At 56.6% G+C, this 20,021-nt stretch carries 21 protein-coding genes; 11 read left to right on the top strand and 10 right to left on the bottom strand.

Going from position 1 to position 20,021, the window contains the following annotated elements; all coding sequences use genetic code 11:
* The 5 genes from IBX51_RS10800 to IBX51_RS10820 all read left to right on the top strand — a co-directional run bounded on the left by IBX51_RS10800 (nucleotide 1) and on the right by IBX51_RS10820 (nucleotide 5,695).
* Nucleotides 1–1,008 carry a hypothetical protein gene (locus IBX51_RS10800; RefSeq protein ID WP_291831234.1) on the top strand — a complete coding sequence of 336 codons (1,008 nt, stop codon included), beginning with the start codon at nucleotides 1–3 and terminating at the stop codon, nucleotides 1,006–1,008.
* Nucleotides 1,009–1,104: 96 nt separating this feature from the next.
* Nucleotides 1,105–1,620, top strand: a complete 516-nt coding sequence (ectA, locus tag IBX51_RS10805; RefSeq protein ID WP_291831235.1) for a diaminobutyrate acetyltransferase — start codon at nucleotides 1,105–1,107, stop codon at nucleotides 1,618–1,620.
* 185 nt (nucleotides 1,621–1,805) lie between these two features.
* Nucleotides 1,806–3,074 carry a diaminobutyrate--2-oxoglutarate transaminase gene (gene ectB, locus IBX51_RS10810; protein WP_291831236.1) on the top strand — a complete coding sequence of 423 codons (1,269 nt, stop codon included), beginning with the start codon at nucleotides 1,806–1,808 and terminating at the stop codon, nucleotides 3,072–3,074.
* A gap of 48 nt (nucleotides 3,075–3,122) precedes the next feature.
* A complete protein-coding gene (locus IBX51_RS10815) occupies nucleotides 3,123–4,574 on the top strand; it encodes an aspartate kinase (protein WP_291831237.1) in 1,452 nt (483 codons plus the stop codon).
* A 128-nt stretch (nucleotides 4,575–4,702) separates the two neighbouring features.
* Nucleotides 4,703–5,695 carry a sigma-70 family RNA polymerase sigma factor gene (locus tag IBX51_RS10820; protein ID WP_291831238.1) on the top strand — a complete coding sequence of 331 codons (993 nt, stop codon included), beginning with the start codon at nucleotides 4,703–4,705 and terminating at the stop codon, nucleotides 5,693–5,695.
* A gap of 3 nt (nucleotides 5,696–5,698) precedes the next feature.
* Here the strand turns inward: IBX51_RS10820 and IBX51_RS10825 are convergent, their stop codons facing one another.
* Genes IBX51_RS10825 through pdxH form a run of 5 tightly spaced genes read right to left on the bottom strand, consistent with a single transcriptional unit; the run spans nucleotide 5,699 to nucleotide 8,476 of the window.
* Complete coding sequence (locus IBX51_RS10825) at nucleotides 5,699–6,154, bottom strand: DUF3429 domain-containing protein (protein WP_291831239.1); 456 nt, start codon at nucleotides 6,152–6,154, stop codon at nucleotides 5,699–5,701.
* Nucleotides 6,151–6,456 (bottom strand): DUF6482 family protein, encoded by a 306-nt coding sequence (locus IBX51_RS10830; protein ID WP_291831240.1) that lies wholly within the window; start codon nucleotides 6,454–6,456, stop codon nucleotides 6,151–6,153. The genes IBX51_RS10825 and IBX51_RS10830 overlap by 4 nt, the downstream gene beginning before the upstream one ends.
* A 57-nt stretch (nucleotides 6,457–6,513) precedes the next feature.
* Entirely contained in the window at nucleotides 6,514–7,098 is a 585-nt protein-coding gene (locus tag IBX51_RS10835; RefSeq protein ID WP_291831241.1) for a DNA-3-methyladenine glycosylase I, read from the bottom strand.
* 15 nt (nucleotides 7,099–7,113) lie between these two features.
* Nucleotides 7,114–7,872 carry a 4'-phosphopantetheinyl transferase superfamily protein gene (locus IBX51_RS10840; RefSeq protein ID WP_291831242.1) on the bottom strand — a complete coding sequence of 253 codons (759 nt, stop codon included), beginning with the start codon at nucleotides 7,870–7,872 and terminating at the stop codon, nucleotides 7,114–7,116.
* The gene (gene pdxH, locus IBX51_RS10845) at nucleotides 7,841–8,476 is read right to left on the bottom strand and encodes a pyridoxamine 5'-phosphate oxidase (RefSeq protein ID WP_291831243.1); all 636 of its coding nucleotides are present in this window, start codon (nucleotides 8,474–8,476) and stop codon (nucleotides 7,841–7,843) included. Before pdxH ends, IBX51_RS10840 begins: the two co-directional genes overlap by 32 nt.
* A gap of 211 nt (nucleotides 8,477–8,687) precedes the next feature.
* Here pdxH and IBX51_RS10850 point away from each other — a divergent pair, with 211 nt between their 5' ends.
* Together IBX51_RS10850 and yfbR are read left to right on the top strand one after the other, a co-directional pair.
* Nucleotides 8,688–11,507: a DUF748 domain-containing protein gene (locus IBX51_RS10850; RefSeq protein ID WP_291831244.1), complete on the top strand. Its 2,820-nt coding sequence runs from the start codon at nucleotides 8,688–8,690 to the stop codon at nucleotides 11,505–11,507.
* Nucleotides 11,508–11,530: 23 nt separating this feature from the next.
* Nucleotides 11,531–12,148 (top strand): 5'-deoxynucleotidase, encoded by a 618-nt coding sequence (gene yfbR / locus IBX51_RS10855; RefSeq protein WP_291831245.1) that lies wholly within the window; start codon nucleotides 11,531–11,533, stop codon nucleotides 12,146–12,148.
* A 14-nt stretch (nucleotides 12,149–12,162) separates the two neighbouring features.
* Here yfbR and IBX51_RS10860 read toward each other — a convergent pair whose 3' ends face one another.
* Nucleotides 12,163–13,182, bottom strand: coding sequence for an SPFH domain-containing protein (locus IBX51_RS10860; protein WP_291831246.1), 1,020 nt, complete (start codon nucleotides 13,180–13,182; stop codon nucleotides 12,163–12,165).
* Nucleotides 13,183–13,184: 2 nt separating this feature from the next.
* Entirely contained in the window at nucleotides 13,185–13,646 is a 462-nt protein-coding gene (locus tag IBX51_RS10865) for a nodulation efficiency, NfeD-like protein (protein ID WP_291831247.1), read from the bottom strand.
* 235 nt (nucleotides 13,647–13,881) lie between these two features.
* Here IBX51_RS10865 and IBX51_RS10870 point away from each other — a divergent pair, with 235 nt between their 5' ends.
* Together IBX51_RS10870 and IBX51_RS10875 are read left to right on the top strand one after the other, a co-directional pair.
* Nucleotides 13,882–14,700, top strand: a complete 819-nt coding sequence (locus IBX51_RS10870) for an SDR family oxidoreductase (protein ID WP_291831248.1) — start codon at nucleotides 13,882–13,884, stop codon at nucleotides 14,698–14,700.
* Nucleotides 14,701–14,793: 93 nt separating this feature from the next.
* On the top strand, nucleotides 14,794–15,576 hold the full coding sequence (locus IBX51_RS10875) for a class II glutamine amidotransferase (RefSeq protein WP_291831249.1): 783 nt from the start codon (nucleotides 14,794–14,796) through the stop codon (nucleotides 15,574–15,576).
* A gap of 26 nt (nucleotides 15,577–15,602) precedes the next feature.
* Here the strand turns inward: IBX51_RS10875 and IBX51_RS10880 are convergent, their stop codons facing one another.
* Nucleotides 15,603–16,496: a metal-dependent hydrolase gene (locus tag IBX51_RS10880; protein ID WP_291831250.1), complete on the bottom strand. Its 894-nt coding sequence runs from the start codon at nucleotides 16,494–16,496 to the stop codon at nucleotides 15,603–15,605.
* A gap of 220 nt (nucleotides 16,497–16,716) precedes the next feature.
* Here IBX51_RS10880 and IBX51_RS10885 point away from each other — a divergent pair, with 220 nt between their 5' ends.
* Both IBX51_RS10885 and IBX51_RS10890 read left to right on the top strand, forming a co-directional pair.
* The gene (locus IBX51_RS10885) at nucleotides 16,717–17,823 is read left to right on the top strand and encodes an AraC family transcriptional regulator (RefSeq protein WP_291831251.1); all 1,107 of its coding nucleotides are present in this window, start codon (nucleotides 16,717–16,719) and stop codon (nucleotides 17,821–17,823) included.
* A 78-nt stretch (nucleotides 17,824–17,901) separates the two neighbouring features.
* Nucleotides 17,902–18,309 (top strand): TM2 domain-containing protein, encoded by a 408-nt coding sequence (locus IBX51_RS10890; RefSeq protein ID WP_291831253.1) that lies wholly within the window; start codon nucleotides 17,902–17,904, stop codon nucleotides 18,307–18,309.
* Here the strand turns inward: IBX51_RS10890 and IBX51_RS10895 are convergent, their stop codons facing one another.
* Both IBX51_RS10895 and IBX51_RS10900 read right to left on the bottom strand, forming a co-directional pair.
* The gene (locus tag IBX51_RS10895; protein ID WP_291831255.1) at nucleotides 18,310–19,677 is read right to left on the bottom strand and encodes a wax ester/triacylglycerol synthase family O-acyltransferase; all 1,368 of its coding nucleotides are present in this window, start codon (nucleotides 19,675–19,677) and stop codon (nucleotides 18,310–18,312) included. It lies immediately after the preceding gene.
* 117 nt (nucleotides 19,678–19,794) lie between these two features.
* Nucleotides 19,795–20,021, bottom strand: a 227-nt coding sequence (locus IBX51_RS10900) for a diguanylate cyclase (protein ID WP_291831256.1), incomplete at its 5' end; no start/stop codon positions are given.

Below are 20,021 nucleotides of genomic sequence, written 5' to 3' on the forward strand. Positions count from 1 at the left end.
ATGCCTGAAACAGAGGGCCGCACCTGCCCGCTGGCTTACCGCTACCGGCCGGACGAGCTTTGTCGGGAGCCTGTCCACGTTACGGAAAGCGTGCTGTATGTCGTTGGCGGTCTGTACGGCAACCCCTTTGCACTGGATGAAATCGAATCCATGGTGCGGGCAGAAGAGCGCCAGGGGCATCGGGTAAAGCTGGTGTTCAACGGTGACTTCAACTGGTTCAACGCCGATGACACCCTGTTTCGGGAGATCAACAGTCGGGTTCTGGATCACACCGCCATCCTTGGCAATGTGGATTATGAGCTGTCTATTCCCAACGCCGGGGCAGGCTGTGGCTGTGCTTACCCGGAGTACGTGGATCAGGATGTGGTGGCCCGCTCAAACCAGATGATGGAGCGTCTTCAGGCACTGGCTGATCAACACCCCGATATTCAAACGAAACTCTCGTTGTTGCCCCGGTACCGCTGCCTGATCTTTGGAGGCCTAAAGATTTTGGTGTTGCATGGCGATCCTGAGTCGCTGGCAGGGTGGGGGTTGGCTCATGAATCGTTCACTGCCGGCAATGAGCGGCAGCTAACGGATTGGTTTCGCGCCACTGGCGCCGACGTGATCGCATGTACCCACACATGTCTGCCTGTGGTCTGGTCCGGCGAGGTAGACGGAAAGCAACGGCTGGTGGTTAATAACGGTGCGGCCGGCATGGGTAATGTGCGCGCCGACTCTCGAGGCCTGGTTGCCCGTATTGGCTTTACAAGCCCCTTCGCGGAGCCATTGGCAGGAATTGCGCGACCTGGTTTGCATGCTTCACTGATGCCTGTGGCATACGATTTAGACGCCTGGTTGTCACAGTTCGACCGGCTTTGGCCCGAAGGTTCGCCGGCTGCTGTATCCTACCGGAACCGCTTGACTGGCGGTACGCACCTCGCGCTGGAGGACATCGTTTTCCCTCCTGCCGGTAACCAATCTGTCACTGGTAAATGTTTTAATGCGGTCTATTCTGAAGAAGGATGACGTGCTTTAGCGGCGCTTCCTCCTTTAGCCTCACTTGAAATATATTTTGTGGTCTATATAATTCAACTCTAACTTTTGAAGCGAATTGATCACGTTATGACATCAGAAGGATCGAATACCACCGCCATTGCCTTGCGCAAACCCACCAAGGACGATGGCTACAGGCTCCACCAGCTGGTTGCACAATGCCCACCGCTGGACCCAAACTCGATTTACTGCAACCTGTTGCAGTGCAGCCACTTTGCCGAAACCGGCGTGGCCGCGGAGAAGGAAGGCGATCTGGTCGGCTTTATCTCCGGATACATCCCTCCCCAACAGCCCGAGACCGTGTTTGTCTGGCAGGTGGCGGTTCACGAGAAAGGTCGTGGACAAGGCCTTGCCAAGCGAATGCTGAAGGAAATCGTTGGCCGGGACGCGTGCAAAAACGTCACGCACCTGGAAACCACGATTACCGAAGACAACGAGGCCTCCTGGGCGCTGTTCCGCTCTTTTGCGCGTGATCTGGGAGCCGAGCTCACCTATCACGAGCACTTCGAGAAAGAGACCCACTTTGGCGGCAACCACGATTCCGAGTTTCTGCTGCGCATCGGGCCGTTCACGAAGCCTGTCTGAGAGCCCTTGTTCACGGTGATTCATCGTGAATAACCAGCTGTGATTTGACGTAGCCGGCAGGCCACACAAGGTGGGTCTGCCAGATCGCTACAACTGACGCACGGCGGGCCTGTTGAGATCAATCGTGTTACCGGCAGTCCCCCCCGAGCATTAACCTCGAACCTGACATGCTAAGAGGCAAGACCATGGAACTTTTTAAATCGACAGAATCTGAAGTACGTGTTTATTCCCGCGCCTTCCCGGTGATTTTTAACCGCGCCAAAAACGCGCACTTGTACACCGAAGACGGCAAGCAATATCTGGATTTTCTGGCCGGTGCCGGTTCCCTGAACTACGGCCACAATAATGACATCCTGAAGCAGGCGCTGATCGAGTACATTGAGGCTGATGGTGTCAGTCAGGGCCTGGACATGTTTACCACCGCCAAGCATGACTTTATCGGGTCGTACAAGAAGTACATCCTGGATCCCCGTGGTCTGGACTACAAAATGCAGTTTACTGGCCCGACCGGCACCAACTGTGTGGAAGCGGCCATGAAACTGGCCCGTAAGGTCAAAGGCCGCACCGGTATTATCTCATTCACCAACGGTTTCCACGGTGTCACCATGGGTGCGGTTGCTGCGACCGGTAACAAGCACCACCGTGGCGGTGTCGGCACGCCGCTGGGCAGCGTTGATTTCCTGTTTTACGACGGCTATCTGGGTGAAGATGTTGATACCCTGATGATCATGGACAAGGTGTTGTCTGACAGATCTTCCGGTGTTGAACTGCCCGCCGCCGTGATTGTCGAGGCCGTGCAGGGTGAAGGCGGCTTGAACGCGGCTCGTGCCGAATGGTTGAAGGGCCTGTCGGATCTGTGCAAAAAACACGATATCCTGTTGATTCTCGATGATATCCAGGCTGGCAATGGTCGTACTGGCGAGTTCTTCAGTTTTGAGTTTGCCGGTATAAAGCCAGACATCGTTACCGTTTCCAAATCGCTGAGCGGTTACGGTCTGCCGATGGCTCTGGTACTGTTCAAGCCGGAGCTGGATGTTTGGGAATCCGGTGAGCACAACGGTACCTTCCGTGGTAACAACATGGCGTTTGTCACGGCCCGTGCCGCGGTTGAGACCTACTGGAAAGACAGTGCGTTTGCCAATGAAGTGAAAGCCAAATCCAAAGTGCTGGGCGATGCCTTGCAGGGTATTTGCGACAAGTACAAAGGCGAGTTCAAGATGAAGGGCCGGGGTTTGATGCGCGGGATCGAAGCGACTCATGCCGACTTGACCGGTGCGATCACCAAACGCGCCTTCGAGAAGGGCCTGATCATCGAGACCAGCGGTCCCAATGATGAAGTCATCAAGTGCCTGATGCCGCTGACCACCAGCGAGGAAGACTTGCGTCTGGGCGCCCGCTTGTTGGCTGAGAGTATTGATGAAGTCATGCAGGAAGGTGTCAGCAAGGCGTCGTAAGGCGCCGTCATTCAGGCATACACTCCTCAGGATAGCGAAGGTAAAGATATGACTACGGCACAACATACCGTCGAGAAAATCGGCGGTACTTCAATGAGTAATTACGAGGCCGTCCGCGACAATATTATTATTGGCAAGCGCAAGAAGAGCGACCTCTACCAACGGATCTTTGTGGTGTCTGCCTACGGCGGTGTCACCAACGAGTTGCTTGAACATAAAAAGACCGGTGAACCGGGTGTTTATGCGCTGTTTGCCGATGCAGAATCGGATTGGGCCTGGGGTGATGATCTCACCAAACTGATCAAGTTTCTGACGGACATCAACGGTGAGCTGTTTGTCGACCCCATGCTCAAGCAGCAGGCAGACCAGTTCATCACCGATCGCATCGAAGGTGTTCGGGGTTGCCTGATTGATCTTCAGCGCCTGTGCTCTTACGGGCAGTTCCAGCTGGAAGAGCACCTGTTGACCGTGCGTGAAATGCTGGCTGGCATCGGTGAAGCACACAGTGCATTCAATACCGCGCTGAAACTGCAGCAGGAAGGTATTAACGCTCGTTTTGTCGATCTGACGGGCTGGCGTGACAGTGAATTGCTGGCGCTGGATGAGAAACTTCAGCAGGCGTTTGACAGCATTGATCTGTCCCGTGAGCTACCCATCGTGACCGGTTACGCTCAGTGTAAAGAAGGCCTGATGCGCACCTTCGATCGGGGCTACAGTGAGATGACCTTCAGTCGGGTAGCGGTGATTACCCAGGCACGCGAAGCGATCATTCACAAGGAGTACCATCTGAGCTCTGCCGATCCCAATATTGTTGGTGAAGACAAGGTCGTTCCTTTGGGCCGCACCAATTATGACGTTGCCGATCAGCTGGCCAATCTGGGTATGGAGGCGATCCATCCCCGTGCCGGTAAAGGTTTGCGCCAGAACGAAATTCCGCTTCGAGTGATGAATACCTTTGAGCCGGAACACACCGGCACCTTGATCACCGGCGATTACATCAGCGAGAAGCCCCAGGTAGAGATCGTGGCGGGTGCCCGAGGCGTGTTTGCCATCGAGGTGTTCGACCAGGACATGCAGGGCGAGCCGGGATCGGACCGCAAGATTCTGGAAGTGTTGAGCCGGTTCAAAGTGCGCTTTATGGCCAAAGACACCAACGCCAACACCATCACCCACTACGTTGATACCACGCTCAAGCACATCAAACGTGTGGTCAAAGGTTTGGAGGAAATCTTCCCCAATGGCGAAATCAGCACCCGCAAGGTGGCGTTGGTGTCTGCGATTGGTAGCGATATGAAGGTGCCGGGCATTCTGGCACGTTCGGTCAAGTCGTTGGCGGATAAAGACATCAGCGTTCTGGCAATCCACCAGTGCATGCGCCAGGTGGATATTCAGTTTGTGATTGATGAGGATCACTACGATCAGGCCATTGTGGCACTGCATGGTGCCCTGATTGAGCCTCACAACCACGAATACGCCATTGTGGCGGCGTCCACAACCTGATGATGTTCCCGTCAGTGGAGCCGATGGCTTCGCTGATGGGTAACCCCCTCCTTTGCCTGTTCTTCTCCCGGCAATCCGTGCGTTTCGTTTGATCGTATCTTAAGTGAATTTCAAAAGGTACCTCAGCCATGCAAACACATGACCGGCTGGGCCCGTCTCCGACTCTTCCCAACTCTGGCGAAAGGGATTCCCTGGTAGGGTTGTACTTCCGGGATGCGTCTCAGCATCAACTTCTCAGTGACAACGACGAGCGCCGCCTTGCCCGCCAACTGATTCTCAGTCTTCGGGTGATCAGCCAGGAGCTGTGCTTGCCGGATGACACGCCACAAACACTGCGAGAAGTAGTAGGCAGTCTTGGTGACGCTTGTGCGTTCTCGGCGCGCTGTCGCCGGGCCTATCACCTTGCCATGGCCTGTCGTCAGAAGTTGATCCAGTGCAACCTTCGACTGGCAGTGCATATTGCCCGTCGATACGGCCAGAATGGTATCCCGATGGCCGATCTGATCCAGGACGCCAACATCGGACTGATCAAAGCGGCAGAGCGCTTCGATCCGGGCAAGGGCTTTCGCTTTTCGACCTACGCCTATTGGTGGATCAGCGAAGAAGTCCGGCGCTGCTTGCAACGTGGTGTTCGGGTGGTGCATACCCCGGAAAATGTGGTCGATGAGATTCGGCAGTTGCAGAAGGCCTCGATGCGTCTCAATCAGGATTTGGGACGAATGCCGTCTCAATCCGAACTTGCGACCGCGATGGAAGCGTCGCCGTCGAGAATCGGAGAGTTGCGAGCCCTGGCATCCCGGGAAATCTCGACCGACGTACCGCTGGTAGAGGATGGTTCGATCACCCTGGGCGACAGCCTGGATGCGGGTGACTCGATGACCCCGGATCACCCGCTTCGTCAACGGGACCGAGTCCTGACGTTGCGTGCCATGATGGGTGAGCTCAATGAGCGGGAGCGAGAAATTCTGACACGCCGTTATGGCTTGGGCCTGGCAGAGCCAGAGACGTTACAAACCATTTCGGATCAGCTGGGTATCAGCCGGGAGCGGGTGCGTCAGATCGAAAAACTGGCGGTTAAAAAACTTCAGCAACGATTTTCTGCCGAACCACACAGTGTCTGATTTTCAGGCACTGTGTGACAGATAAAACCAGACACCCACCGTCGCCTGACAGCAGAGCACGACTAAGGTCAGCACCAAACGTAACCTCAGATACCAGGAGGGCCAATAGTGTCGCATCCAGCGAGCGTCAACGATGTACAGCGCCAGGTAAGCGGCGGTGTACAACAGTATTTTTTGGGGAGTCTGGAGGAGTAAACCAAGGCCTGCTGCCACAAAAAAGAGTTGGCTGAGCAGCATCGAAACAAGCGGCGATTGAGGATAAGAACGGTTCTCCAGTTGCAACGCAATGGTCCAGTAAACACCGCCCATGAACGCCAGTATCCCGGCGCTGTACAGATAAAACCATCCCAGAATGGCAATGCTGTTGGCGGGCATTACAAACAGACCGATGGTTGCAGCAATGAACGGAATCAGGCCGGCAATCCCGACCAAAATCGCAAGACGAGCAACCACAATCACGACCGTTGCCTCTGAACTTGAATGCGCATGGGCTCGATGTCCGCCGGTGCCATACCGACCATCTCGTGGTAGGCGGATGGGTGTACAATTTGGGTTTCTCTGACATCAAGGTCACTGAGTGTGTCCTGCACTTGCCAGGCACTACGGAACAGACGGGTCTTACCGGCATCGTCGGACAGCAACCTGAGACCGTCCGGCCCATGAAGTCGGGCCATGTAATGCTGGCCTTCCAGAGAGATAATCTCCAACAGCTCAATAACAGGCTGCCGAAGACTTTTGAGTTCGTTGAGGGTGATGCGCACGGTAAAACTCCTGATTAGGTGTTACCCAGAAGTTTACGTGCAACCGGACCGGGAAGATCATTGTGAGAGCTGTAAGCAGGCCTGATAAGCCGGGCATGAGGTCAGATGGTCATTGACCATGCCGGTTGCCTGCATGAAGGCATAAACGATGGTTGGGCCAACAAAGGTGAATCCGGCTTGCTTCAGGGCCCTGGACATAGCCTCGGACTCCGGGGTTAGCACCGGCACCTCGGCCATGGTGCGCCAACGGTTCTGTCGGGGCTGATGGCCCACAAACTGCCATAGAAAGGGCGACAATGATGTGCCGCGTTCCTGCAGCGCGAGATAAGCGCGAGCGTTATTAATGATCGAGCGTACCTTGAGCTTGTTGCGGACGATGCCCGGGTTTTGCAAAAGTTCGGTCTGGTCCTGTTCAGTAAAGCGAGCAATTTTTTCCGGATCAAAATCAGCATAGGCCTCGCGATAGTTTTGTTGCTTGCGGAGGATGGTGATCCAGCTCAATCCGGCCTGCTGTCCGTCCAGACACAGCTTTTCGAACAACGCTTGGTCGTTATATTCCGGGCGGCCCCAGACAGTATCGTGATAGTGCACGTAGAGCGGGTCAGTGCCGCACCAGGTGCATCGCTGTGGGAGTTGACTCATCGCGGTTGGTTCCGTTTATCGCTTGGCCCGGATCGTTTTGTGGAACAACGGCTCCCAGCTCGCGTCCAGGTTGCCAGCGCGGATCAGGCCATAGTTGTCCGGTGGCGGCTCCAGTAAGGTGATGCCGGGTAAGCTGCCCGAGCTGTCTTCTGTGCCCTGATACACCAACGTTACCAGAAAACCCTCGACATAAAAGCAGCTGGCCAACCAGTGTTGATCGGGCTGATCGCCATAGAGCTCGAAATCTTTGCGTACTTCCAGAGTTTGCAGGTTGCCGGCAATGCCCCTGCCAGTGGCTTTAAGCCAGGCTTCTTTCAGTGTCCACACTTTTAGAAAGTTGAATGGATCATCGGCCCGGAACAACCACTCCTGTTCAACCGTCGAGAACCAGCGTTTGGCTACGCCGATCCAGTCCGGTTTGCGTTGGCTGGGTTCGATGTCGATGCCCAGGGGGGCCATGCCGGTGGCAACTGCACTCAGACCCTTGCTGTGGCTCAGTGACAGGCACCAGTCTGCCGGTTTTATCGATTTGACCGGGCGGCCATCGACCGGCCGGCAGTGCTGCGGAGACTGACCGCTGGCTTTGGCAAGCCCTTGCCGGATCAACCAGCGGCTGGTCAGAAACTCGCTCCGCCTCAGACCCTCCAGGTTTGCCAGAGTTTGGGCTTCAGGCGCTGTCATCCAGGGCGGAGCGCTTGGCAGGTCGCGGTTAATCTGATGACAGAGCCAGATGCCTGGGCGATCAGGGTTGCAGTCGTTGAATCGTCCAGTCATCGCCGTCCCTCACATATTCAAAACGGTCGTGAAGCCGGCTTGGCCGCCCTTGCCAGAATTCGATGCATTCCGGAACCACCCGATAACCGCCCCAGAAACCGGGCAGCGGAACTTCACCGGAGCTGAATTTCTGTTTCATCTCCGCGACTTTTTGCTCAAGCAGGCCCCGTGAAGTGATGACTTTGCTCTGTTCCGACACCCAGGCACCAATCTGGCTGCCTCGCGGCCTGGAGGCGAAGTATTTGAGAGATTCAGTTTTGCTCACCTTCTCTACATGGCCCTGGATACGAACCTGCCTGTTTAAACCAATCCAGGGAAACAGCAGGGCCGCTCTGGGGTTTTCCTCAAGCTCTGTGGCTTTTCGGCTGCCGTAGTTGGTGTAGAACACGAACCCCCGATGATCGAAGTACTTCAGCAGAACGGTGCGCAAGTCTGGCATCTGGTCCTTGCCGGTGGTGGCCAGAGACATGGCGTTTGGCTCCAATATGCCAGCCGCACGAGCGTCTTCGAACCACGCCTGAAATTGGAACACCGGATCGCCGTGTAGCTGATCCAGGTCGAGCCCCTCGCTTTCAAAATCCCGACGCATGTCGCCGATGTCCATCCGCTTCTCCTGCACAGTAAACAAACCCGTTATCGATACGGTTTCTGAGCATAACGGGTTCACCTGTCTGTGTCAGTCATCGGTTCCATGCCTGATTGTGCAAGACCTGCATACCGCAGGCTGACAAACGACTGCCCGGCGGACTATCCTTGTGACAGGCAGGGGGGGCTGATTCAGCCCTGTTTTTTCGCCGCTCACCAAGGAGAGTTTTGTGGCCCAGAGTCGTCAACGCAGTCGTCTACCCAGGAATCTTGCCGTCGTGGTTCTGATTCTGGTGGTGCTTTATGCCCTGGCGGGTTTCCTGGCGTTGCCCTGGTGGCTCAATCGCGCCCTGCCTGAACAGCTGGATCAGCACATGGGCTGGCAGGCGGAGTTGGCCGAGCTGCGGGTCAATCCCTTCAGCCTGACGGCCGAACTCACTCAGCTGTCGGCGCATGACAGAGCGGGTGAAAAGGTACTTGGTTTTGACCGTTTATTCCTCAACCTGGGTTTCTTCCCGCTGTTCCGGGGTATCGTCAGTTTTCAGGAAATTCATCTGCAGGAGCCTTATATCCGGGTGGATCTGCTGGACGATTTTACCATCAACTTCGCCCGTGACTGGCAGGCTGCGCAGCCGGAGGCACCTCAAGCTGAAGATCCAGCCGCTGAGGTAGAAACCGGCGCACCCGCCAAGCTGTTGTTTCAGCAACTGACCATCGATGGCGGAGAACTGCTGTTCAGGGACTTCAGTCAGTCTGAGCACGCTGAATTTCAGATCACGCCGCTGGACCTGTCGATCAGCGATTTGGCCACTTGGCGGCGTGACGCCGAAGGCAGTCAGTATTCGGTGATGGCAGCGTTGGGTGATCAGACCCTCGAGTGGCAGGGCGAGCTCAGCATCACGCCGCTTTTTTCCGAGGGCCGCCTGAAGATCTCGAACCTTGATTACAACACGCTGGGTCATTTTCTGGCGCCTCACCTGCCGTGGCAGCTACGGGGCGGCTCTCTGACGGTAGAATCCCGGTACCAGATGGGTGGCAGTGAACCGTTCGAGCTGATCACCACCGGAGGCAAGGTGACGATTCGGGATCTGGCTGTCGCGTTGGCCGACGCCAATGACGAACCGGCGCTGGCAGCCAGGACCATAGAGATTGATGGCATCGGCTTTGATCTGACCGCGGGCGAGGCTCGTGTTGGTGTGATCAACTTTGATCAGCCCTTTGTAGCTGCGGCCCGGGACAGAGAGGGCATGATTGATTGGCTTGCGTCTTTAGCACCGGCCGAGGTTGAGGTGGAACAGAGCGGGCCGCCAGAAGCCGATAAGCCAACATTCCGCTGGTCTGTTCAGGGTGTTGAGGTCGAAGGCGGTCGTCTGCGTTGGCGGGATCAGGTGCCGGACACGTCGGCTGAGCTTGAGTTGACCGATCTGGAGATCACAGTGGGCGGCTTGTCTCACCTGCTCGATGAGCCAGTTACCTATGGCCTGGATACCGTGTTGGTCAGCGGTGGACGGGTCTCGGCCAACGGTCAACTGACACTGGTACCGTTCACTCTTGAGGCCGCTCTGGCTGGCTCAGACGTTGTGCTGGCCGTGATTGAACCCTACCTGCAACAGACGGCAAACCTTGCACTTGCCAGCGGTCGTCTGGGTTTTGACGGCAACCTGGACCTGGACAGCCAGGACGATCCGATGACCGGCACCTTCAGCGGCACCGCCGAAATTGTCGATCTCGACCTCAGGCTGTCAGGCAGCGATGCCTCCATGCTGGGCTGGCAAACCTTGCGCCTGGCGCCGATCGAATTCAACGTGAATCCACCCCGGCTGGAAATCGGCACTGTGACGCTGGCGCAGCCATCGTTTAACGCGGTACGGATGCCAGATGGCCTGCATAACTTTGAGCAGATCATGCGCGCCGCCACCAACGGGGATCAGGCTGCCGATTTAGGCGACCCTGCGGGCAATGATGCTGGGCCGACGGAACCCGGTTTTATCTTCCGAATTGGTGAACTGCAGGTGGAGGACGGCGCTGTGGGTTATTCTGACCGGACCCTGGAGCCACCGTTCAGTACCCGTTTCGATGACTTGACGGGGTCGATCGCCGGCGTCAGCAATGTTTCACCCCAGCAGGGCCGAGTCCGTTTACGGGGCCGGCTAGCAGGCGACGCTCCGGTTAGCTTTGAAGGCACCCTTGGAGCGCTGGGCACGGACGAAGCCAGTGTCCTGAAACTATCGATGGACGACCTGTCTCTGCCGGTGCTGTCGCCCTACTTTGGCCGCTACCTGGGCTATGCGGTGGACAGCGGTAAGCTCAACCTTTACCTGGATTATGAATTTACCGGCACTCGGATAAAGGCATCCAATCAAGTGATCATGGACCGGATGGCACTCGGCCAGGCAGTGGTCAGTGATCAGGCGATCGGTGCCCCGGTCAAGCTTGGCCTGGCCTTGCTGACCGATCGTCGAGGCGTTATCGAGGTGGACTTGCCTATTCAGGGGGACGTGTCGGATCCGGAGTTTCGTGTTGGACAGATTGTTATGCGAGCTTTTGTAAACTTGCTGGTGAACGCGGCAATGTCACCCTTCAGTATGCTGGGTTCGCTGGCGGACCTGGCGGGCTTCAGCAGTGAAGAACTGGGCCAGGTCAGTTTTGTCCCCGGCCGTGTTACGCTGGCCGAGGGCGAGGCCGACAAACTGATGGCTTTGGCGCAGGCCCTGAATGAGCGCCCGGAGTTGCTGCTTAACATTCGTGGTGGCATTGCACCGGAGGCGGACAGCCTGGCGCTGCTGAGGGGCAATATGGAGGCCCGGGGCGAAGAGATTACCGATGACGCCTGGGCTCAGGCCGAGCAGGCCTGGCGTGAGGGTGAACGCCAATTGCCACCGGAACAGCTGGGCCAACTGGCCACCGATCGCGGCCAGGCGGTTCGGCGTTTACTGCAAGAGACCCACGGCGTGGACGCCGGCCAGTTATATACGCTAGAGCCCACCCGGCAGGCCGGTGTTGATGAACAGGGTGATGTCACGGTGCAGTTTACCCTGGACGTTCGCTAATCAAATTCGCAACAGGAACCCCCATGGCCAGTCTGACACAACGAACTGCCAGCCATTTTTTTGCCTACGTTTCGCGCCTGCGCTGGATCAAGCGCTGGGGCTTGATGCGCAATGCTATTGAGGAAAACGTTGCCACCCATTCCTGGGAAGTAGCTACCATCGCCCACGCGCTGGCGCTGATCCGTAACCGGCATTATGAGGGGCAGGTGAATGCTGATCGTATCGCCGCTGCGGCCCTTTATCACGACGCCATTGAAGTCATTACCGGGGATATGCCCACGCCGGTCAAATACCACTCGAAGGTCATGAGGGAAGCCTTCGGCGATATCGAACACAAGGCGGAAGCAGAGTTGCTGGCACTGTTGCCGGAAGATCTCAGAGAGGATTTCGCACCCTATGTGCGGGAGTCGCAGTTGGCGAGTGAAGAAAAAGAACTGATCAAGGCTGCCGACCGGTTATCGGCTTTATTGAAGTGCCGGGCCGAGATCCAGACCGGTAACAAGGAATTTGAGCCGGCGGCGGAGCAGATTCTCCACCGCCTGCAAGAGCAAGCCCAGCCAGAAGTGTTGTACTTCCTTGAGGTGTTTGCCCCAAGCTACGAACGACCACTTGACCATTTGCTGGGTGAGCGGTCGCTGTAACCGGCGGTTTTATCTCAGCTGTTGCCGGCTGAGGCAACCATGCCGCCCCGTAAGCCGCTGCGAACCACGTCTTCCGGACTGCCCGCGAGCTCACGGAACATGCCCATGGAACCCAGCAGTGCCGTGGACTCGTAAGGCACAAACACCCGCTCGCCGTTTTTCGCCATGTTCGGCAGTACCTTGATGTAGCTCTGGCCGAGCAGGTAGCCGATAACGGTCTGTTTGTTTTCCTCAGACTCGCCGATGGCGCTCAGCACCAGACGGATGGATTCCTGCTCACCTTGAGCGCGCAGAATGGCGGATTCTTTGTCGCCTTGAGCGTTCAGGATGGCCGATTCGCGCTGGCCCTGGGCCATGGCGATGGCGGCAGACTTCTCACCCTCGGCCTCTGTGACCGTGGCCCGGCGCTTACGCTCAGCGGCCATCTGCAGCCGCATGGCCTCTTCTACCTCCTCTGGCATGCTGATGTCCTGCACTTCCACCCGGGTCAGCTTGACGCCCCATTTGGAGGCGGCTTCTTCCATTTCAGCCTGAATCGCGCTGTTAACTTCGCTGCGGGATTCAAACAGCTTGTCCAGTTCCATCTTGCCGACCACCGAACGCAGGGTGGTTTTGGCCAGTACCTCAACCGCCTGGCTCATGTTGGCAACTTCATATACGGCGCGGCGCGGATCGATGATTTGGTAGTACAGTGCACCGTTGATGTTCACCGTTACGTTATCGGTGGTCACCACCGGCTGGCCGGGGAAGTCCATAACGGTCTCGCGGCGGTCAATGCGGATTTCATCGCTGCTGACCGGATGATAGTCATCGCCCATACGCACGTAGCGAATCATGCTGATCGGGCGTGGCCGTTCAATGAATGGAATGATGATGTTGATACCGCTTTCGAGCACACGGCTGAATGAGCCCAGTCGCTCGATCACCATCACCTCGGATTGACGAATGATCACCAGTCCCTTGGCAATAACAAAAATACCAACGGCGACAATGAAGAGGCTGATGACCAGCCCCGGGGTAACCAGTGATTCCATTTTTACGATTCCTTATCAGTCTGTGCGAAATGCACGATGGCGGTCGTGCCATCAAATGTCTCAAAAATCACCGAAGTACCCTCCGGTAATGCCGGGCTGCTGCCATCCTCAAGCTTAAGGCGGTAGAAGTCACCATTAATTTTGATGCCGGTGGCCTGATCAAAGTCACGGAGTAAGGTTTGATAGCGTTTGCCGCGTTCAACGCCGGTGCCGGTGGTGCCGTAGGCGACACCTTTTGGCGAAAATCTGGGCCGGATCCACCAGATAACGGTGGGAACCAGAAGGCCAGACATCGCCCCCATGACCACCAACTGCCACTCAAAAGACACACCAAGAGCAGCAGCCAGGGCGGTCAATGCGGCCGCCAGGGCCAGCGCCAGCATAATCATCGCTCCAGAGGTCAGTTCGGTCAGACCAAGCAGCAGGGCCAGAATCAGCCAGAAGTGCGTGAGGGTCCATTCCATAGTCAGTTCCATCGGTCGGGCGTGAATTCAGAGGAGCCGGGATTGTAACGAATGTGCCGGCCCGCGTCGCTGACACGAGGCTCAGTTTGCAGAGCGCTGGCAGCACGGGCAGCACTGGCCGAAACGCCCGGCTCAGACTGCAGCTCCCGCCATTTTGCAGGACAGGCTACCTGTTACAGTACCGAAACATCAAAGTACCTGCTTTAATGGCAAAAACAAACAGAAGGTCGCGATCATGAAGGATCTGAATAATAAAGTGGCTGTGGTTACCGGCGCTGGCTCCGGTATTGGTCGAGCGCTAGCCTGTGAGCTGGCTGCCAGAGGGTGTCGTCTGGCATTGTCTGACGTCAACGAGGCCGGACTGGCCGAAACCATCGCCGCATGTGCTAATGGCACTGAAGCCAAGTCCTATCGCCTTGATGTTTCAGATCGAGATGCCATCTATGCGCACGCTGAACAAGTGCGGGCCGACTTTGGTGAGATCAACCTGGTGATCAACAATGCCGGCGTTGCCCTGTCGGCCAGCGTCCGCGAGATGACCGATGACGACTTTAAATGGGTAATGGACATCGATTTCTGGGGCGTGGCCCACGGAACCCGAGCCTTTTTGCCGCATCTCATCGCCTCGGGCGACGGTCATGTGGTGAATATCTCCAGCGTGTTTGGGCTGATTGGCGTACCCAAACAGAGCGCTTATAACGCGGCCAAGTTCGCGGTACGCGGATTTACCGAGTCTCTGCGACAGGAAATGAAACTGGAGAACCAGCCCGTTCAGATCAGTTGCGTTCACCCGGGTGGTATTCGCACCAACATCGCCAACTCTGCCCGTATGGGTAAATCGGAGAACGCTGCTGCCCAACGCAAGGGTTTCGACAAACTGGCCATGACCTCACCGGAAAAAGCCGCCGAGATCATTATTAAAGGCATTCTGAAAAACGAATCCCGCATTCTGGTGGGGCCGGATGCCTGGGGAATTGATGCCATTAACCGTTTGCTGGGCTCGGCCTACCAGCCTCTGGTTGAGCGGTTCTCAAAGAAGAATCTGTACATCTGATTCGGGGCTGGTTATTGATACGCTGGCTGGAGGCGCCAGCGGAATCGGGTATCCTTAGGCAGATAAAACCGACAGCCAAGGATAGAACCTGCCATGTGCGAACTGCTGGCTATGAGTGCCAACACCCCCACCGACCTCTGCTTCAGCTTCACCGGTCTGACCCGTCGAGGCGGTGAAACCGGTCCGCACAAGGACGGATGGGGTGTTTCATTCTATGAGGGTAAAGGCGTTCGCAGCTTTCATGACTCCGATGCCAGCGCCAGCTCCCGCCTTGCCCAAGTGGTGCAAACCCACCCGATCAAAAGTGAGGTGGCCATCTGTCATATCCGTCAGGCTAATGTCGGCGAAATCTGCCTGGCCAACACCCACCCGTTTATCCGTGAGCTTTGGGGGCGCTACTGGGTATTCGCCCACAACGGCCAGTTGTCATCGTTCCAGGCGGCCGACGGTTTTTACGAGCCGGTTGGCAGCACCGACAGCGAAGCCCTGTTCTGCGATCTGCTCAATCACCTGCGGGGTCACTGCCAGCGTAACGACTCTACGGAGCAGATCGTTGAGCGCCTGGTTGAGCTATCCAGCGCCTATGCCCGCGAGGGGGTATTCAACCTGCTGTTGAGCAACGGCGATTGGCTGTTTACTTACTGCACCACTAAAATGGCCAGCATCACTCGCCGTGCACCTTTTGGACCGGCTCGTTTGAAAGACACCGACGTTACTGTCGATTTTGAAGCGGAGACCACCCCCAACGATATCGTGAGTGTGATCGTGACCGAGCCGTTGACCACCGATGAAACCTGGGATGTCTACCAGCCTGGGGAATGGCGGTTGTGGCAAAAAGGAGAGGTTGTGCAGTCAGGCCGGGTAAAACCGGCCTGACTGTAAAGACAATACCAGGGCGAGTCTTACTGCAGGGTACGACGGTTGCCGTTCTGGTACTTCGGCGCAATGTACTGCTCAACTTCGGCTTTGAAGCGGGCAATCAACTCGCTGTTGTCTTTGTCCCAGGGGTGGTATCCGGGTTTGAAGTATTCCGCCCAGGCTGGGATCAGGCTTGAGAATGCCCCGTTTTTGCCCCACATACGCCAGATGCCCTTGGCCGCGCCCCTAAAGGAAAAGTTTTTCAGGTCGTTGGCAATCATGCGTCCGGTGTACCAGCTAGCGACCACGCCCAAAGCCGAAGTCGCGAACAACTGATAAAACGCTCGCTCGGCATAGGTGCCCCCAACCTGCTGAAAAACGTCATAAGCGACCGCTTTGTGCTCGGTTTCTTCAATAGCGTGCCAAACCCACAACGGGCGCATGGTTTCATGCATGTCTTCGCGTATGTCGTCACGCTCGAGCAGCATGTCGGCCATCATGGCCGTGATGTGCTCCAGAGCGCAGGTGATTGCCAACTGATGACGTTTTGGCAGCTGTCGGGCCAGGCCCAGAATCACCTTCAGGTCGCGCTCCATTTCCTCAACCGGCATACCCTGATCGCGAACATGCTGGTTCATCGCAATGTGCTCCAGGGAATGCATGGCCTCCTGACCTATAAAGCCCCGTACCTCTTCCTTTAACTTGGGGTCTTTGATCTGGTCCCGGAAGGCGCGAACGGAATCAACAAAAAACTGCTCGCCCTCCGGAAAAAGAACCGACAGGGCATTCATGGTATGGCTGATCAGGTAATTGTTGTCTAGCCAATACCGGGGCACGGCTTCGCCGAACTCAAAGCCCATCCGCTGGGGCTTGATAGAGACGTTACCCGGAGTATGGGACGCTTTGGTCTGTTTGTCTGTTTGCGTTGTTACCAGCATATTTGAACTCCTGTGCGATGAAACGCATTAGCTGAACTCACCGAATCAGTGTGGCTGGCGCAAGGTTATTTCTGAATGCGCGAATGGGACGGCCACCGCTCCCAATGGGACAGCCGAATTGGCCGGGGCGACAGTCGAATCGGGGCGAGCGGCCCCACTGTGGTAAGCCGGTGCTTCTGATAAAGTCAGAATCACGATAAAGAACAATCAGGGACACGCTATGTCATCAACCAGTGCGGATAATCAAAGGCAAATGCTGGGCCTGTTTCTGGTGCCCGGAGTTTACCTGAGGGTATTGGCTGAAACCGTCCGACACCTTGGGCACAACGATCGGCTGCTTTATGAGGGACTGGAATTTACAGCCGAGGATCTGAAGGCCAACGACAGCCGCATTTTCGTTACCGATGCTATGCTGATGGCCCAGCGTGCCCTGCAGTTGGCCGGCAAAGACGGCCTGAGTTTCATGTTGGCCAAGGAGTTGCGTTTAACCATCCACGGCACCCTTGGCTTTGCTGCACTGACCAGCCCGACTTTTGAAGGCGCGCTGGATTCTGTCCGTCGTTATCTGCAGCTGCGCGCGCCGTTTCTCAGCATGAAACAGTCATTGGCCAGCGATCAGGTTCTGGTGCAACTGTGCACCGAGTTTGATGTGCCCGGGCTGTACGAATTTTTGGCAGAAACAGTCAGCGCCACTCTGATATTGCTTACCGAACAACTGCTCGACCGGGCGGACGCTGAGGCCAAAGGTTTCGCGCTGGAAGATGGTAAATTGCCGGGTGTTTCCGTTCGCCTGACATCACCGGAGCCTGCCTATTATCAGCGTTTCGCCAATCAGTTACCGGTGCGTTTTGACTATGGTCAGCCGGAGGAAATGCTCATCTTTCCCCGGCAGCTGCTGGATGTCCGCATGCGCCTGGCAGACGCCGAAGCATCGCGCATGGCGCGGGATCAGTGTGAATTTGAGCTTCAAAAAGCCCTGAAAGACCAGGGCGATATTGTACTGGCCATCCGTAATATGCTGAGAATGACGCCGGGCCCACTGCCATCGCTAGAGGCTATGGCTGAACGTTTTTGTGTGTCTTCCCGAACGCTTAAACGCCGGCTGGCGGATAAAGACACCAGTTACCGCGAAATTGTGGAAGCTGTGCTCAAGGACCGGGCCATTCAATTGTTGCGATACACCACTCAGTCGGTGAGTGAGATCGCTTATGAGCTGGGCTATGCGGACCTGTCTAACTTCAGTCGGGCCTTTCGCAAGTGGACCGGGAAGTCCGCCTCCGAGTTTCGGGAAGGTGGGCCGGACCCGGCTCCGGAGGTGGGGCCTTGAAAGTGGGTTGTCTTTCCCAGTCCCGCCCCCAAACTCAAAGGCTAGGGCAGAAGTAACGCCACCCAAAAAGGAACCAAGATGAACGGACAACCAGACACCCACAGCAAAGTTATAGGCTACCTGCTCTGGATCTTCGGATTCCTGGGGTCGCACCGCTTCTACTACGGAAAACCCATCACCGGCACCATCTGGTTCTTCACCTTCGGCCTGTTCCTCATTGGCTGGATCATCGACCTGTTCCTGATCCCCAGCATGGACCGCCAGGCCGACAAGCGCTTCCGGGACGGCAATATCAGCTACAACATCAGCTGGATACTGCTCACCTTCCTTGGCGTGTTCGGCGTACACCGCATGTACATGGGCAAGTGGATCACCGGCATCATCTACCTGCTTACCGGCGGCTTGTTCCTGATTGGCGTGCTCTACGACTTCTGGACTCTGAACAGTCAGATCTCCGAGCGTAATCACGCCGACCAGATTGGCTGATCAGGGGCCTGCCGCAGTCTCCAGTTCGGTGAGGCCGTCTTCCAGGTAATCCAGCATCCGTTGCAGGCTGGGCAGAGTTCGGCGACAGCCGATCAGGCCGAACTCCACCTGGCCGTTGTAGCTGGTCAGGGTCATGTTCAGGGCCATACGATCCATGGCAATGGACACCGGGTACATGCCTTCCAGTTTTGCCCCGTTCCAGTACAGCGGCCCGGAAGGACCGGGCACGTTGGAAATCACCACGTTGAAGGTCTGCCACTTGGGCGCCATGCCGGTGAGCAGGTGGAACGCCGCCGGTGCCAGGGTAAGCGCGGTGTAGTTGACGATTTCTTCCGGCGACATATGCCGGTACCGGTCCTTGGCCTCCTGCATACCATGATGGATCTTCAGCAAGCGCTGGCCGGCGTCGTTCTCGTCGGTATGCAGGTTGGCCAGGATCACCCCCACCTGATTGCCCTCTGTGCTGTCATCCCGGTGCAGGGACACCGGCACAAAAGCAATCAGCGGTTTCTCCGGCAAGGCATCCTGGTTCATCAGATAGGTGCGCAAAGCGGAGGCGCACATGGCGGTGACCACATCGTTGACCGTGGTGCCGTAAGCTTCGCACACCGCTTTGATGCGGGTGAGGCAGTAGGATTGAGAAGCGAAACGGCGAGAGCCGGTGATTTTCTGGTTCAACACGCTGCGCGGCGCGTGGAAAATCGAATCGTAGGCCGGGTCTTTACGGGCCTGGTTGATGGTTTTCAGCAACTCTTTGGCCACTGTGGGAATGGTGCCCAGCTGCTTGCCGGACATCCCCAGCAAATGGGTGATGCTGTGCCACAGGGAACTGCCCGGGTCGTCACGGTCTGGCCGGGCTCTTCGGGGCAGGTCCCAGATGGGCGGAAGCCCGGTGTCCTCCGGGTTGTCGCTGAGCATCCGGGTGGCCATGCGCATGGCAGATACCCCGTCCACCAATGAGTGATGCACCTTGGTGTAGATGGCAAACTGCCGGTCCTTTAGTCCTTCAATAAGGTGCACCTCCCACATGGGCCGTTCCCGATCCATAAGATGGGAATGCTCAGCCGACACAAACGCCAGTAACTCCCGTATTCGACCGGGGGTTGGCAAGGCCTCAAAGCGGAAATGGTGCTCCAGATCCAGATGTTCGTCTTTGACCCACATCGGCTGGCCGAGTTTGTAGGTCAGCCGCTGGTTGAACGGTGGGGTTACCTCAAATTTCTGCCTCAGCTGCTCCGCCAGCTGCGCCACATAATCATCTGGCGCGCCTTCAGGAAACGAGAACAGCTGCAGGCCGCCTACATGCATGGGTTGCTGGCGCTTTTCCAGCCAGAGGAACAGTTGATCGGTGGGGCTCAGAGGTTTCACTGCGATTCCTTGGAGTCGTTTTTTGTTGTCATGATAACCCGGGAGTCAGGCATGTAGATTGACTTTGCTAACCATTAAGACGGACACGCAGGCGAAAGATGCCTGTCCCTGTGCTGCTCAGTCACCGGTAAGCTCGAATAGGCTGATGCCGGCTTTACCGGACTTTTTGCGAACGTACATGGCCTGATCTGCCCTCAGAAGAAGAATTTCCGGGCTTTCCGTGCCGTCGGACAGGTGGATGCCGATGCTGGCGCTCACCGATACCTGCTCGCCACTGGATGCACAGCTGATACCGCAGGAAAGCAGAACAAACGTAGTCAATACACCATAAAGTGACATGATCT

The organism is Marinobacter sp. (genome assembly GCF_014859525.1).
Lineage (GTDB): Bacteria > Pseudomonadota > Gammaproteobacteria > Pseudomonadales > Oleiphilaceae > Marinobacter.